A 12,815-nucleotide genomic window follows, 5' to 3' on the forward strand; every position below is an offset into this window, starting at 1 on the left:
ATGTTCACGCGGATAACGAGGACGATCCGGCGGGACGACGATGCGACGGTCGCGGCTTTCATGCTCGCGCCTGCCGCCGTCCTTTTCGCGCTTTTCTTCCTGTGGCCGTTCGTCCGCGGGCTTTGGATCAGCCTGACGCGGTGGGACGGGTTTTCGGCGCCGGTCTTCGTCGGCGCCGCCAACTACATGAAGCTTCTGGGCGACAGGCTGTTTCTCGGCGCGCTCGAAAACAACCTGATTTTCGTGGTTCTCATCCTGCTCTTCAAGAATGTGCTTGGTCTTGGCCTGGCGATTTTGCTGGACAGGGCGATTTTCATGCGTGGTCCGATCCGCGCCGCCGTCTTCATTCCGGTCACGCTCTCCTTCGCTGCCACCGGTCTCCTGTGGTCGTGGATCTACAATCCGGTCTTCGGCCTGCTCAACGCCGCGCTTGATGGCCTCGGCCTTTCCGGGCTGAAGATGTCGTGGCTCGGCGATGCCGATATCGCGCTCTACTCGATCATCGCCGTCGATGTCTGGAAGTGGCTCGGTTTCCATGCCGTCATCTATCTTGCCGGCCTTCAGACCATACCGGATGAGCTTTACGAAGCCGCGCGCATCGATGGCGCCGGTGCGGTGCGGCGCTTCCGGCATGTCACCCTGCCGCTGATGATGCCCGTCATCCTGATCAACGTCATTCTGGGGCTTTCCGGAGCTTTCGTGCGCAACTTCGATATCGTGCAGGTGCTGACGCAAGGCGGACCGAACCACGCCACCGAAGTCGTCATGACCTACATGGTCAAGACCGCGTTCCAGGACGGCAACATGGGCTATGCCAGCGCCATGGGCTACGCGCTGTTCCTGATCGTGGCGCTGTCCTGCGTCGCTCTGCTCGGCATCATGCGACGCAGCAAGGTGGAGATGTAGTCATGGAGAAAAACACCTCCGTTCGCCATGCCGATCCGCGCAGCCAGCCCTCGTTCGCAAGCCGCCGCTGGTGGAAGGGGTTGCTTGCCGGTCGTTCGGTCGGCGAACTCGCGCTTGTCTATGGCCTGCTGGCGATCGTGCTCGTCGAAACGCTGTATCCGCTCTTCTGGGTGCTTTCAGGTTCGTTGAAGACCAAGGAAGAGGTCATCGCCAATGTCTGGGGCCTGCCGTCCGGCTTCGTCTGGCAGAATTATGCCGAGGCATGGCGGGTCTCGGGCATGGGCGCGCGCATTCTCAACAGCGTCATCGTTACGGCAACGGCGCTTGCGCTTCTGCTGGTGGTCGCAACACCCGCCGCCTATTCTCTCTCGCGGCTCAAGTTCCGTGGCCGCAATATCATTCTTGCCCTGATCGTCGCGGCCATGCTGATACCGCCGCAGGTCATGGCGATCCCGCTTTTCATGACGGCGCGCGATCTGGGGCTGGTCAACAGCCGCATCGGCATCGCCTTGATCCATGCGGCCTCGAACCTTCCGCTTTCGATTTTCATCCTGCGCAGCTTCTTCCTGTCCTTGCCCGCCGAGCTGGAAGACGCTGCCCGCATAGATGGAGCCAGCCGGTTGCAGATCCTCGGGCGGGTCATGCTACCGCTGATCCGCCCCGGCCTCGCTCTGGTGACGATCTTCGGCTTCATCGAGATCTGGAACGACTTCTTCCTCGCCTTCCTTCTGCTGCGCGATCCGGCGCTCCAGACGATACCACTCGGTCTCGTCGCCTTCTTCCAGCAGTACGGCTCGATGTGGAACCTCTATTTCGCGGCTCTGGCGATGACGACGCTGCCCGTCATCATCGTGTTCGTGCTCATGCAGAAACAGTTTATCGCCGGGTTGACGGCCGGCGCGGTCAAATCCTGACCGGAATGACAAGGAGTTCACAATGACAGTTTCCCACTCCAAAACGCCGATCGGCGTCGGTGTCATCGGTTGCGGCGAGATCGCACAGCTGATGCATCTGCCGATCATCCATGAACTGCCGGAATTGCGGCTTGCTGCGCTCTGCGACCTGTCCCCGACGGTTCTGGATACGCTGGGTTCACAATACGGCGTGTCCGCCCGCTACAGGGAGTATCAGGCACTGCTCGACGATCCCTCCGTCGATGCGGTCGTCATCTGCACCTTCGATCACGGCCCCGTCGTCGAAGCCGCCATCAAGGCCGGCAAACATTTCATCGTCGAGAAGCCGTTGGCCTTTACGGCGCAGGAAGCGCGGCCGCTCGTGAAGGCGGCGGAGGAGAGCGGTCTGGTCGGCCTTGTCGGCTACATGAAACTGTACGATCCGGGCTACCGGCTGGGGCTGGAGAAGATCGGCGGCATCGGTCGGCCGAAAATGATCCACGTCCACGACTTCGCCGGCCGGTTCGATCGCTACCAGCAGCTCTATACGCAGGTGCGCGGCAAGGATGTCGATATGGAGCTGATCAAGGCTACCCAGGTCGACGTCGCCAAACGGGTGGCAGCAGGGCTCGGACAGGATCACGCCGGTTATGTCGATCTCTACATGACCCTGCTGATGCTCGGCAGCCACGATCTTGCGGTGCTGCGCGGCGCTTTCGGGGTTGCGGAGCGTGTCGACTATGCTCAGGCTGTGGGACCGACCCATATCATGGCCGTGCTCGGTTTTCCCGATCGCGTTCCCGCCCTGCTGGAAGTGGCCTTCGGCGCGCAATATGAATGGTGGGACGAGTGGATGACCGTCCATGGCGAGAAAGACGAAGTGCGGATCGACTTCCAGAACCCCTATGTCCGCAACACGGCTGCGACCGTGCGCCTGCGGGAAGCGGCTGGCGACGGGCCAAGCGAGCGCGTCTTGCCGGGCACGCCCGAAACGGCTTTCCGTCGGCAGTGGCAGCATTTCATTGCCTGCGTGGACGGAAAAGCCGTGCCCATGACGCCCCTCCAGGGCGGTCTGGACGATCTGGAACTTGCTGAACGCATCATCAGGGCATTGCCCGTCAAGTCGGGGGAGCAGGCATGAGCCGGGTTCTCGTCACCGGATCCAGCGGCCTCCTGGGCCGCCACGTTGCTGCGGCTCTCTCGGACGCGGGGCACGCCGTGACCGGCCTCGACATGACGGCTCCGCCGCCGGGTTCCGGTTGGGGCCATGTCACGGCGGATGCAGGGGATCTCGGCGTTGTTGCCGAACTGGCCGCGGGCAAGGATGTTCTGGTGCATATCGCGGCGATCCCGCGGCCGACGGGTCGCGCCGCGGCCGACATCTTTCGGATCAACATGAGCGCCATGTATGCGGCCACCGAGGCTGCCCGCATCGCCGGTATCCGGCGGTTTGTCTATGCCTCCTCCTTCAGCGTGCTCGGTTATCCCTTCTTCGAAAACCCGTTGGTGCCGCCTTATCTGCCGGTCGACGAGGGCCATCCTGTCGGCGCGCAGGATGTCTACGCCATCACCAAATGGCTGGGAGAGGAGATGGTCGATGCCTCGGTCCGGCGCGGCGTCTTTTCAGCCATCAGCCTGCGCATGCCCTGGATCCAGACGCCGGAAACCTTCCATGCCCAGATCGGCCCGCGTCGAGCACAGGCCGAAGCGGCCCGCGACCTCTGGGCCTACCTCGACGCGCGCGACGCCGCTGCCGCTTTCCTGGCTGCCGTGGAACGGCCGATCGAGGGGCATCTCCGCGCGTTTCTGAGTGCTGCCGACAGCTATATGGAAAGGCCCTCGGCCGAACTCGCGGCGACGGCCTATCCCGGCGCTCCCCTCGGTCGGCCACTTGAAGGTCATGCTTCATTCATCGATACGAGCAGGGCGCGAGATGCGCTCGGTTTCGTTCCGCGTTATTCCTGGCGCGACTATCCGCTGCCACCGGCAGGAAATTGAGAAGGACAGAAGATGCGTTTCGAAAACAAGATCGTGCTGGTGACCGGGGCTGCCGGCGTTATCGGCTCCGCCGCCGTGCGACGTTTCGTTTCGGAAGGCGCTCGTGTAGCGATCGCCGATCTCGACGGGGCGAAGGCCGAGGAACTTGCCCGTGAATTCGGCGATCGTGCAAAGGCGTTCGCTGTCGATGTGGCCGACCCGGTCGCGGTCGAAGCCATGGTGAAGGCCGTTGCCGGTCATTTCGGCGGGATCGACGTCCTGTTCAACAATGCCGGTATCTCCGGCACCGTGGCGCCGGTCCACGAGCTCCCGATTTCGGAGTGGCAGAAGATCGTCGGCATCAACCTCAACGGCATCTTTTACGTTCTTCGCGCGACCCTCGCCGCCATGATCGAAGGGAAGCGGCAGGGCGCCATCGTCAATATGGGCTCGTCGATGGCAGGTTGGGACGTCCTGTCCGGCGGGGTGGGCTATGCCGCGACCAAACACGGGGTCGTTGGTATTACCCGCATAGCGGCGCTTGATGCTGCCCCCTACGGCATCCGGATCAATGCCGTCTGCCCGGGTGTCATCGAAACACGCCTTGGCGTTCCGGCCGGAGACGAGGCCGCCTACTCGGCCGGCATCGAACGCTTCGCCCAGCGAATTCCGTTGCGCCGGATCGGCCAGCCGGAAGATGTCGCAGCCGCTGTCGCCTTTCTCGCATCCGACGACGCGAAGCATGTGACGGGTGTCGATTGGCTGATCGATGGTGGCCAGACGCTGCAGAGCTGGGCAAATGCACCCGACAGCGACCGCTACCCACGCTTCGTGTGATGGCTTGTTGCGATCCTCGTCCTCGGGCAGGAAAGCGCGATGCCGACGACAAGGCGACCGCGTCCTTCCTTTTTTGCCAAGGGCCGATGATCTCCAGCGCCTGACAGCGCTCAGGTCGGCTCCGCACCCATGACCAATCCCTCGATGTCGTGTTTCTGCGTGATCGGCACCAGCTCGTCGACCACGCGGCAGACGAGATGCTTCCTGCCGATCTCCGGCAAGGCATCATACCAGTCCCGGGTCACCATCATATCGTGCAGTTCGGCATGTCCGGCACCCGGCGCATCGACGCCGAGCACCAGGACAGGCCGAGCGATGGGCGATTGATGCTCCGTGCCACGATGTACCGTCAGCGCGGACCGGCAGGAAATGTCACCGCGCTGCGGATACTTGCGTGTGGCGCGCTCCTGGAACCGGCCCCAGAGCGCCTTGTCGGGAAACATCTCGTGCTTCCAGCTGCGGCCGTCGTCATATTGCGTTCCGGGCGCCACCTCGAAAGGCCCCATGTCTTCGGTGACATCGACGCCAGTCAGGTTGAAGGCAAGCGAGGTGATTTTCCGGTCGCGGTAGGTATCGACGGGGGAGGGGAAGTCGCGGTGCCAGGGCTGGTACTTCGCGCCCTGGAAGGGCACGTCGAGACCGATTTCCACGATCTGGTAGTCTGGCCCGAGCCTGTTGGTGCAGACATCCACCACCCAGGGATGGGTGACGAGATCGGCGAAACCGCGAAAGGCTTGCGGGTGGATTTCGACATACCAGCGGCGCGGGCCGCGCCCGACGGCGCCGCCGGGTCTTTGGATCGCCGACCAGAAGGCCGTCATCATGTCCTCCCGCATCCCGTCGGCCCACTCAGGGCTGAAGGCACCTTTCAGCCCGATGATGCCGTCTTCGGCGAGTTGCGTCATCTGCGCAGCGATATCGTAGTCGAATGTCGGTCGCGTGTTCATCTGCTTGGTCCTCCCGATATGACATCAGCCTATCGCTACTAATAATTATTAGTCAATGGCCGAAGTTTATTAGTTGCGGTAAAGGAGATCGACAGGGGGATGCATGAACAGCCGGAAAATCGCCAAACGCGTGACGATGATGGATGTCGCCAAGGCGGCCGGCTGTTCGCAGGCGACGGTCTCCGTCGTTCTGAACAACGTCACCGACATCAAAATCTCGGCGGAGTTGCGTGAACGGGTGCTGGAGGCCGCGCGGTCGCTGGCTTACGGCCTGTCAAGCCCTGTCCGCCGTGCGGGGCTCGAGGAGCTGCGGGGAAGCTGCATCGGTTTCATCGTGGACCAGCTTGCGACGACGCCGGAGGCGGTCAACGCGATCGAAGGTGCCCGACATGCATCCTGGGAAGACGACGTGACCATCCTTGTCGCGCAAACCCAGGGCAGGGCGGAGCATGAACGAAAGGCGGTCGCGCGGCTTCTCCAGGCCGGTGCCCAGGGCATCGTCTACATGTCGATCTTCACCCGCCGCGTCTCGCTCGATCCGGTCCTGGATCAGCTTCCGGTCCCCCTGGTGCTGCTGAATTGCTATACGAGCGACAATCGATTTCCCTCGGCGGTCCCGGATGAAACGACAGGCGGACGCACGGCGACCGCTTCCCTTGTCCGGAAAGGCCACAGGTGCATCGGCATGATCGTTGGCGAGAGCTTCATGGAAGCGGCTCAGGACCGGTTGGCCGGATACAGGCAGGCGCTGGCGGAGGCTGGCATCTCCTATGACGACAGCCTGGTGGTCGAAGGAAACTGGACGCCGACATCCGGCTTCGAGGCAACGCAAAAGCTCCTGTCACTGAAGGCGCCGCCGACGGCCATCTTCTGCCAGAACGACAAGATGGCCATGGGATGCTTCAACGCGATCGGCGAGGCCGGGCTTCGTATCCCGGGCGACATTTCCGTCGTGGGTTACGATGACGACGAGCTTTCCCGGCACTTGCGGCCCCGTCTGACGACGCTTGAACTTCCCCATCGTTCCATGGGCGCCTGGGCGATCGCGCAGCTTGCGAAAAAGCCGACGCCGGGGCCGCATCGCGTTCACAAGGTTGGATGTACGCTGATCGAACGGGCCTCCGCTGGCAGGCTTGCCGCGCATCCGTCGTGAGTCCGGCTTCTAGCGCTTGGTCGCCATCCAGATAACATGGCGCGCGCCCCGATGCCGGGTGCTGGCGCGCACGCTCACCTCTTCCGCGACAAAGCCCACGTCACGCAATCGGCGGGTGAAAACACTGTCGGGCGCCGATGACCAGACGGCAAGCACTCCGTTCGGGCGCAGGGCGGCCTTGGCGGCACGCAGGCCGTCGTGGCTGTACAGGTTGTCGTTGGAGACGCGCGTCAATCCATCGGGGCCGTTGTCGACATCAAGGAGGATAGCGTCGAACGCAGCGGTCTTCGAACGGATGAGCGCGCCGACATCGCCGACATGGATATCGACACGCGGGTCGTCGAGTGTGCCGGCATGCAGATCCGCCATCGGTCCGCGCGCCCAGTCGACGACGGCGGGAACAAGTTCGGCGACGACGACGGAGGCGTCACGCGGCAGTGCGCCCAGGGCTGCGCGCAAGGTAAAGCCCATGCCGAGGCCGCCAATCAGCATCCTTGTGTCTTTCCGGCCCGCAATCCGCTCGCAGCCGAGCGTCGCCAGTGCTTCTTCCGAACCGCTCAGCCTGCTGTTCATAAGCTCCGTGGAGCCGAGCATGATGGAAAACTCGCTGCCGCGCTGTTTCAGGCGAAGCTCGCCGCCATCACCGGGAATGGTTGCACGATCAAGCTGAATCCAGGGAAGCATCGAAGTATCTCATGGCGTTGTTCGGCGCCTCGTAGCATGGCGGCCGGGTCGAAGATATCACATTGTCGCCGAACCGGGATCAGAACGGTTCAGCGCGGTCATTCACTCGGGTTACTCGGTCCGCACAAGCTCTTTCGGAACACGATACGCGGATGCTTCATCTCGAAGCCGATATGTGGGGATGCTTGCCTTTTGGCTGTCGACGCACGCCCCACCCTTGCCGCCGCAGGGATCGCCGATCCACCTGATCGACGATATCGCTCAGAGCGGCGAACCTTCGCTCTAGTGGCGCTTGCAGAAATCGCTCGATAGCGAATTTCCCGGGCCGTCAGACTTCAGCGCGCTTTGTATCCTGGCCGCCGAGATTGAGAACATCCGCCATTGTGTATTCGCCCGGCGGCTTTCCGACGATCCAGCGGGCCGCAGCCAATGCGCCGCGGGCGAACATGTCCCGACCCAGCGCCGCATGAGAGATCGTGATGGTTTCTTCTTCCGCGGCGAAAATCACGCTGTGTTCGCCGATGATGCCGCCACCGCGGATGACCGAGAAGCCGATTTCGCCATCCGGCCGCGCGCCCGTCAGTCCGTCGCGGCCACGGCGCTCCACCTTTTCGAGCGGAACCTCGCGCCCCAACGCCGCTGCTTCGCCGAGCATGAGCGCGGTTCCCGAGGGGGCGTCGATCTTTCGGCGATGATGAGCTTCGACGATCTCGATGTCCCATGTGTCGGGGGCAAGTATCCCGGACATCTGCGAGATGAGCGTTGTCAGCAGGTTGAGGCCGATGGAGAAATTACCGGATCGAAGAATGGGGATTTGACGCGCTGCATTGGCGATCCTGTCTTCCTCGTCGCCATCGAAGCCCGTTGCGCCAATGACCAGCGCGGGGCCTGCCTGTCCGGAACATCGTTGCGCCAGTGCCGCTGCCGCCCCCGCCGTCGAAAAATCCACGATGACGTCAGCGGTCTTGAGCGCGACATCGATATCGATCAGTCCCGCGCCGCTTTGGTTGGGACGGCTGATCCCGCCCACGTATTGAAAGGTCGTGTCCGAATGCAGCGCGGCAACGATCGTCTGCCCCATCCGCCCGCGCGACCCTGCGACGGCGACTTTGATTGGAGATGTCATTTCGTCTCCTCTAGGCGAGCACATGCGCGCGGCCGGCGATGCCAAGCTGGACGGTATCACCGGGAACGGGGAGCATGATGCCCGACGTCCTGATGGAGATGGGGGGCAGAGAGGCGTCCGGCAGGGCAATGGCGACCGTCGAGACGGCGCCGCCGAACTGGACATCGACCACCCGGGCGCCCGCTTCCGGCGCGGAATCGTTGGCTGTGATGGTGATCTGATCCGGCCGCAGCATGATTTCCCCCCGCCCCGTATGATCGCCATCGACGGCCACGCGCCCGAGGGCGCAATCGGCGAATCCCCCGCTCACATCGGCCGGCAGGAGAATGGCGTCGCCGAGGAAGAGTGCGGTTTCGCGATCGCGGGGCTGCCGGTAGAGAACCTGCGGTGGACCGGCCTGGATCAGTTTCCCCTCGCGCAGCACAGCAAGTTGATCGGCAAAGGAAAGCGCTTCCCCTTGGTCATGGGTAACGAGGATCGCGGTAATGCCGGCATTTTGCAAAACCCGCGCGACGGCCTTGCGCATGGTTTCGCGCAGGCCCGTGTCGAGGGCCGAGAAGGGTTCGTCGAGCAACATCAGGCGCGGCTGGCGACCGAGCGCGCGGGCGAGCGCCACGCGCTGCTGCTGGCCGCCGGAAAGCTGGTGGGGACGGCGCGTCGCCATGGCGCCATCGAGTTCCACCATGTCGAGCAGCCCGGCGACGCGTTCTGCGCGGTCGGGTATGCGGCGCTCGAAGCCGAAGGCGATGTTTTCGGCAACGCTCAGATGCGGGAACAGCGCGCCGTCCTGCGAGACGATACCGATACCGCGTTTGTGCGCCGGCATGCCGGCAGGGCCTTCGGCGAGCAGCGTTCCGTCGCAGGAAACCCGACCGCGATCGGGAAACTCGAAACCGGCAATGATGCGCAGCAATGTCGACTTGCCGGACCCCGAAGGGCCGACCACGGCCGTGCGGCTTCCCGGCCTCACCGAGAGGCTGACGGACTCCAGCGCCTGAACCTCGCCGTACCGCTTGCTGATGGACTCAAGGGAAAGCAGCGTCATTGTCCGGCAGTCCGTTTCGATTGGGCATGGAGAAGAAGGGTCAGGGGCAGCGAGAGCACGACCATCATGGTCGCGTAGGGGGCCGCCGCGACGTAATCGATCTCGCTCGTCAGCGACCAGAAGCGCGTCGCCAGCGTTTCGACGCCATTCGGCGCCAGCATCAGGGTGGCGGTCAGCTCGTTGGTAATGCCAAGCGCGACAAGGGCGACGCTTGCCGCCGCACCCGGCGCGGCGAGCCGCAGCGTGACTTGCCGCAGCGCTTGCGCTGGCGTGCGCCCAAGCGCCATGGCGGCCCGCTCCAGTTCGACAGGTGCTTGGGCGATGCTCGCGCGCAGCCCCACCATGGCGCGCGGCAGGAACAGAAGGACGTAGCCGGCGAGCAGCATCGCGAAGGTCTGGTAGAGCGGCAGCAGGAAGCGCACCGTGATCGAAACCAGCGCCAGCGCCACCACGACGCCCGGCAGGGAGCCGACATAGTAGTGGCAGGCTTCGAGAATGCGTTGCAGCCGTCCCGGCGCGCGCACCGAGAGCCAGGCCATGGGAACCGCGACGATGGTCGCGAGGATGCCGCCGGAGAGAGCGAGCAGCAGGGTCTCGCCCACCGCACGGGTCACGTCGCCGTCCCAGATGGCGGCGCCGCCGAACCAGAGCCAGCGACCAAGCGTCACCAGCGGCACGCCGAGGGTGAGGATGGCGAGCCCCACCGGCAGGATGAGGGCAGGCAGCGCCAGGCGGCCGAGCCGGCGCCGTTCGGCCGGCCGCGCCGCGCCGGCACCGACGCGCGCATAGCGCTCGTTGCCGCGCAGCAGGAATTCGAGGGCGAGCAGGAACAGGCAGCAGCCGACGAGCACGCCGCCGATCATGTTGGCGGCGGGGCTGTTGTAGGAGGACTGGAACTGATCGACGATCGCGGTCGCCAACGTGTCGAAGCGGATCATCGCGAAGAGGCCGTATTCCGACAGGAGATGCAGGCCGATCAGAAGCGAGCCGCCGCAGATGGCAAGCCGCAACTGCGGCCGAACAACGCGAAAGAACACGGCGACGGGCGCAAGGCCGAGCGACGCGGCGGCATCTTCCACGGCGGGATCGAGACGCCGGAGGGCGGCTGCGACCGGCAGGTAGAGAAAGGGATAGTAGGCGAGAACGGCAACGAAGGTGGCGCCGGCAAGGCCGCGCATGCTCGGCACGAGACTGACCCAGGCATAGCTGTGCACGAAAGCCGGAACGGCAAGCGGCGTTATCGCAAGCCACGCCCAGAGCCGGGCACCGGGGATGTCGGTGCGCTCGGTCAGCCAGGCCATGCCAACCGCGACGACGATCGACAGCGGGATCGTCAGGAGTTCGAGATAGATCGTGCTGAGAACGAGTTCGCCGACGCGCGGGCGCAGGACGAGCGTCTTCACCGTCTCCCAGCCCACATCATAGGTCACCCAGCCGATGAAGCCGAGCGGCACGAGGCTGAACAGCGCGACCAGTGTGGCGAGCACGACGACGGGCAGATGCGGCAGGGACGCGCGCATGCGCCTCCGTGCCGGCCAGGGCCGGTCGAATGTCTCTGCTGTACTATCCTGCAACAAGGCTCATGCCTTCATGCCATGAAAACGACAGGACACCTGTTTCGCGATAAACAGGCCGCCCGTTTCTGCCCTAAGGATTTCTTGAGTGAAAGGCAATGGTTTGCACAATCGAGATGCCCGCCTGCGGCGTGGTGACACTGGCGCCGGGTTTGGCCGCGCGATAAGTAGAGCTCGCTTGCCCAGTTTTTCTGGCGGCAACTCGGCTCTAAAGGAGAACACCATGAACCCGTCGATCCGATTGACAATCGCAGCCGTGTCGCTTGCCGCGTTCGCGTCTCTGGCATCCGGCGCCAAAGCGCAGGAAGCCGGCGAGCTCGTCATCTACAATGCCCAGCACGAAGGGCTCGGAAAAGCGTGGATCGATGCGTTCACCAAGGAGACCGGGATCAATGTCGTGGTCCGCAAGGGCAGCGACATGGAGTTTGCCAACCTCATCCTGCAGGAAGGTGACCTGACGCCGGCCGACGTCTTCCTGACGGAAAACTCGCCTGCCATGGCGCTGCTCGATGCGGCCGGACGATTTGCGCCCGTCGACAAGGAAACGCTCGATCAGGTGCCGTCGGACTATCGCCCGGCGGATGGCATGTGGACAGGCATCGCCGCGCGTTCGACGGTCTTTGCCTATGACAAGACCAAGCTCACCGAGGACGCATTGCCGAAATCGATGCTCGATCTTGCCGATCCCGCCTGGAAGGGCCGCTGGGGGGCTTCACCCAATGGCGCGGATTTCCAGGCGATCGTCGGTGCGCTCCTCCAGCTCAAGGGCAAGGAGGCGACGGCAGCCTGGCTGACGGCGCTGAAGGAGAATGCGACGCCCTACAAGGGCAACAGCGTTGCAATGAAGGCGGTCAATGCCGGCGAGATCGAAGGCGCGGTGATCTACCACTATTACTGGTTCGGCGATCAGGCGAAGACCGGCGAAAACAGCGGCAACGTCGCGCTGCACTACTTCAGGAACCAGGATCCGGGCGCCTTCGTCAGCATTTCCGGCGGCGGCATCCTGAAGACCAGCACGCACCAGAAGGAGGCGCAGGCCTTCCTGAAGTGGATCACCGGCAAGGCCGGCCAGTCGATCCTGCGTGACGGCACTTCGTTCGAATATGCCATCGCCGGCGATGCGAACCCCAAGCTTGTCCCGCTCAAGGATCTGGACGCTCCGAAGGTCGAGGCTTCCACGCTCGACAGCAAGACGGTCGTCGAACTGATGACGGCCGCCGGCCTGCTCTAGGCGAACAACGGCCTCATGCTTGATAGGGGCTCGTCATCCGCAGCCAGCGGACATCCATGTCGCCATCGAGCAGGGTTTGGCGCTTTGCCAGGAAGTCCTGCACGTAAGGCTGCGAGAGATGTGCCTCGAGATGCGCGGTGCTCTCCCATACCTCATAGAACACAAAGAGGTCCGGATCGGCGCGGTCGCGGTGCACATGGTATTGCAACACACCCTCTTCCCTGCGCGTCGGTTCGACCAGAGCGATCAGCGCGGCCTCCAGCGCTTCTGCCTTTCCGGCCTGGGCTCGCGCCTGCCCGGCGAGCGCATAGGGGCCGGTCTCATCTGTTTCTTGTGCGGGAAGGGTGAAGGCGGGGCTCGACATGGCGTCTCCTTTTGGTATGGATTGTATCGTACCTAGCATTACGAAAGGTACGATACAATCCATACCTTGAGGCATCAG

General features: G+C 63.7%; 13 protein-coding genes. 7 read left to right on the top strand and 6 right to left on the bottom strand.

Annotated features, from left to right (window positions below; all coding sequences use genetic code 11):
- Genes MUO32_RS04135 through MUO32_RS04155 form a run of 5 tightly spaced genes read left to right on the top strand, consistent with a single transcriptional unit; the run spans position 1 to position 4,613 of the window.
- Positions 1-906, top strand: coding sequence for a carbohydrate ABC transporter permease (locus MUO32_RS04135; protein ID WP_257946953.1), 906 nt, complete (start codon positions 1-3; stop codon positions 904-906).
- Between the two features lie 2 nt (positions 907-908).
- Complete coding sequence (locus MUO32_RS04140; protein ID WP_257946954.1) at positions 909-1,820, top strand: carbohydrate ABC transporter permease; 912 nt, start codon at positions 909-911, stop codon at positions 1,818-1,820.
- A 22-nt stretch (positions 1,821-1,842) separates the two neighbouring features.
- Positions 1,843-2,940 (top strand): Gfo/Idh/MocA family protein, encoded by a 1,098-nt coding sequence (locus MUO32_RS04145; protein ID WP_257946955.1) that lies wholly within the window; start codon positions 1,843-1,845, stop codon positions 2,938-2,940.
- On the top strand, positions 2,937-3,797 hold the full coding sequence (locus tag MUO32_RS04150; protein ID WP_257946956.1) for an NAD(P)-dependent oxidoreductase: 861 nt from the start codon (positions 2,937-2,939) through the stop codon (positions 3,795-3,797). Before MUO32_RS04145 ends, MUO32_RS04150 begins: the two co-directional genes overlap by 4 nt.
- 12 nt (positions 3,798-3,809) lie before the next feature.
- A complete protein-coding gene (locus tag MUO32_RS04155; protein ID WP_257946957.1) occupies positions 3,810-4,613 on the top strand; it encodes an SDR family NAD(P)-dependent oxidoreductase in 804 nt (267 codons plus the stop codon).
- A gap of 110 nt (positions 4,614-4,723) precedes the next feature.
- Here MUO32_RS04155 and MUO32_RS04160 read toward each other — a convergent pair whose 3' ends face one another.
- Complete coding sequence (locus MUO32_RS04160) at positions 4,724-5,560, bottom strand: phytanoyl-CoA dioxygenase family protein (protein ID WP_257946958.1); 837 nt, start codon at positions 5,558-5,560, stop codon at positions 4,724-4,726.
- Positions 5,561-5,663: 103 nt separating this feature from the next.
- Here MUO32_RS04160 and MUO32_RS04165 point away from each other — a divergent pair, with 103 nt between their 5' ends.
- Positions 5,664-6,713, top strand: coding sequence for a LacI family DNA-binding transcriptional regulator (locus tag MUO32_RS04165; protein WP_257946959.1), 1,050 nt, complete (start codon positions 5,664-5,666; stop codon positions 6,711-6,713).
- A 9-nt stretch (positions 6,714-6,722) separates the two neighbouring features.
- Here the strand turns inward: MUO32_RS04165 and MUO32_RS04170 are convergent, their stop codons facing one another.
- From MUO32_RS04170 to MUO32_RS04185, 4 genes are all read right to left on the bottom strand, one after another.
- Positions 6,723-7,397, bottom strand: coding sequence for an MnmC family methyltransferase (locus MUO32_RS04170; protein ID WP_257946960.1), 675 nt, complete (start codon positions 7,395-7,397; stop codon positions 6,723-6,725).
- A gap of 328 nt (positions 7,398-7,725) precedes the next feature.
- On the bottom strand, positions 7,726-8,523 hold the full coding sequence (gene dapB, locus MUO32_RS04175) for a 4-hydroxy-tetrahydrodipicolinate reductase (protein ID WP_257946961.1): 798 nt from the start codon (positions 8,521-8,523) through the stop codon (positions 7,726-7,728).
- Between the two features lie 10 nt (positions 8,524-8,533).
- The gene (locus MUO32_RS04180) at positions 8,534-9,568 is read right to left on the bottom strand and encodes an ABC transporter ATP-binding protein (protein ID WP_257946962.1); all 1,035 of its coding nucleotides are present in this window, start codon (positions 9,566-9,568) and stop codon (positions 8,534-8,536) included.
- The gene (locus tag MUO32_RS04185) at positions 9,565-11,088 is read right to left on the bottom strand and encodes an iron ABC transporter permease (protein ID WP_257946963.1); all 1,524 of its coding nucleotides are present in this window, start codon (positions 11,086-11,088) and stop codon (positions 9,565-9,567) included. Before MUO32_RS04185 ends, MUO32_RS04180 begins: the two co-directional genes overlap by 4 nt.
- A gap of 277 nt (positions 11,089-11,365) precedes the next feature.
- Here MUO32_RS04185 and MUO32_RS04190 point away from each other — a divergent pair, with 277 nt between their 5' ends.
- Positions 11,366-12,373, top strand: coding sequence for an iron ABC transporter substrate-binding protein (locus tag MUO32_RS04190; protein ID WP_257946964.1), 1,008 nt, complete (start codon positions 11,366-11,368; stop codon positions 12,371-12,373).
- Positions 12,374-12,386: 13 nt separating this feature from the next.
- Here MUO32_RS04190 and MUO32_RS04195 read toward each other — a convergent pair whose 3' ends face one another.
- Positions 12,387-12,737, bottom strand: coding sequence for a putative quinol monooxygenase (locus MUO32_RS04195; RefSeq protein ID WP_257946965.1), 351 nt, complete (start codon positions 12,735-12,737; stop codon positions 12,387-12,389).
- Positions 12,738-12,815 lie beyond the last annotated feature (78 nt).

The sequence above is a fragment of the Shinella sp. CPCC 101442 genome, assembly GCF_024704725.1.
Lineage (GTDB): Bacteria > Pseudomonadota > Alphaproteobacteria > Rhizobiales > Rhizobiaceae > Shinella.

Bases quoted from the DNA above. Each gene is read 5' to 3' on its own strand.
- MUO32_RS04180 (WP_257946962.1), bottom strand. From the start codon at position 9,568: ATGACGCTGCTTTCCCTTGAGTCCATCAGCAAGCGGTACGGCGAGGTT.
- MUO32_RS04190 (WP_257946964.1), top strand. From the start codon at position 11,366: ATGAACCCGTCGATCCGATTGACAATCGCAGCCGTGTCGCTTGCCGCG.
- MUO32_RS04140 (WP_257946954.1), top strand. From the start codon at position 909: ATGGAGAAAAACACCTCCGTTCGCCATGCCGATCCGCGCAGCCAGCCC.
- MUO32_RS04155 (WP_257946957.1), top strand. From the start codon at position 3,810: ATGCGTTTCGAAAACAAGATCGTGCTGGTGACCGGGGCTGCCGGCGTT.
- dapB (WP_257946961.1), bottom strand. From the start codon at position 8,523: ATGACATCTCCAATCAAAGTCGCCGTCGCAGGGTCGCGCGGGCGGATG.
- MUO32_RS04185 (WP_257946963.1), bottom strand. From the start codon at position 11,088: ATGCGCGCGTCCCTGCCGCATCTGCCCGTCGTCGTGCTCGCCACACTG.
- MUO32_RS04165 (WP_257946959.1), top strand. From the start codon at position 5,664: ATGAACAGCCGGAAAATCGCCAAACGCGTGACGATGATGGATGTCGCC.
- MUO32_RS04160 (WP_257946958.1), bottom strand. From the start codon at position 5,560: ATGAACACGCGACCGACATTCGACTACGATATCGCTGCGCAGATGACG.
- MUO32_RS04195 (WP_257946965.1), bottom strand. From the start codon at position 12,737: ATGTCGAGCCCCGCCTTCACCCTTCCCGCACAAGAAACAGATGAGACC.
- MUO32_RS04150 (WP_257946956.1), top strand. From the start codon at position 2,937: ATGAGCCGGGTTCTCGTCACCGGATCCAGCGGCCTCCTGGGCCGCCAC.
- MUO32_RS04170 (WP_257946960.1), bottom strand. From the start codon at position 7,397: ATGCTTCCCTGGATTCAGCTTGATCGTGCAACCATTCCCGGTGATGGC.
- MUO32_RS04145 (WP_257946955.1), top strand. From the start codon at position 1,843: ATGACAGTTTCCCACTCCAAAACGCCGATCGGCGTCGGTGTCATCGGT.
- MUO32_RS04135 (WP_257946953.1), top strand. From the start codon at position 1: ATGTTCACGCGGATAACGAGGACGATCCGGCGGGACGACGATGCGACG.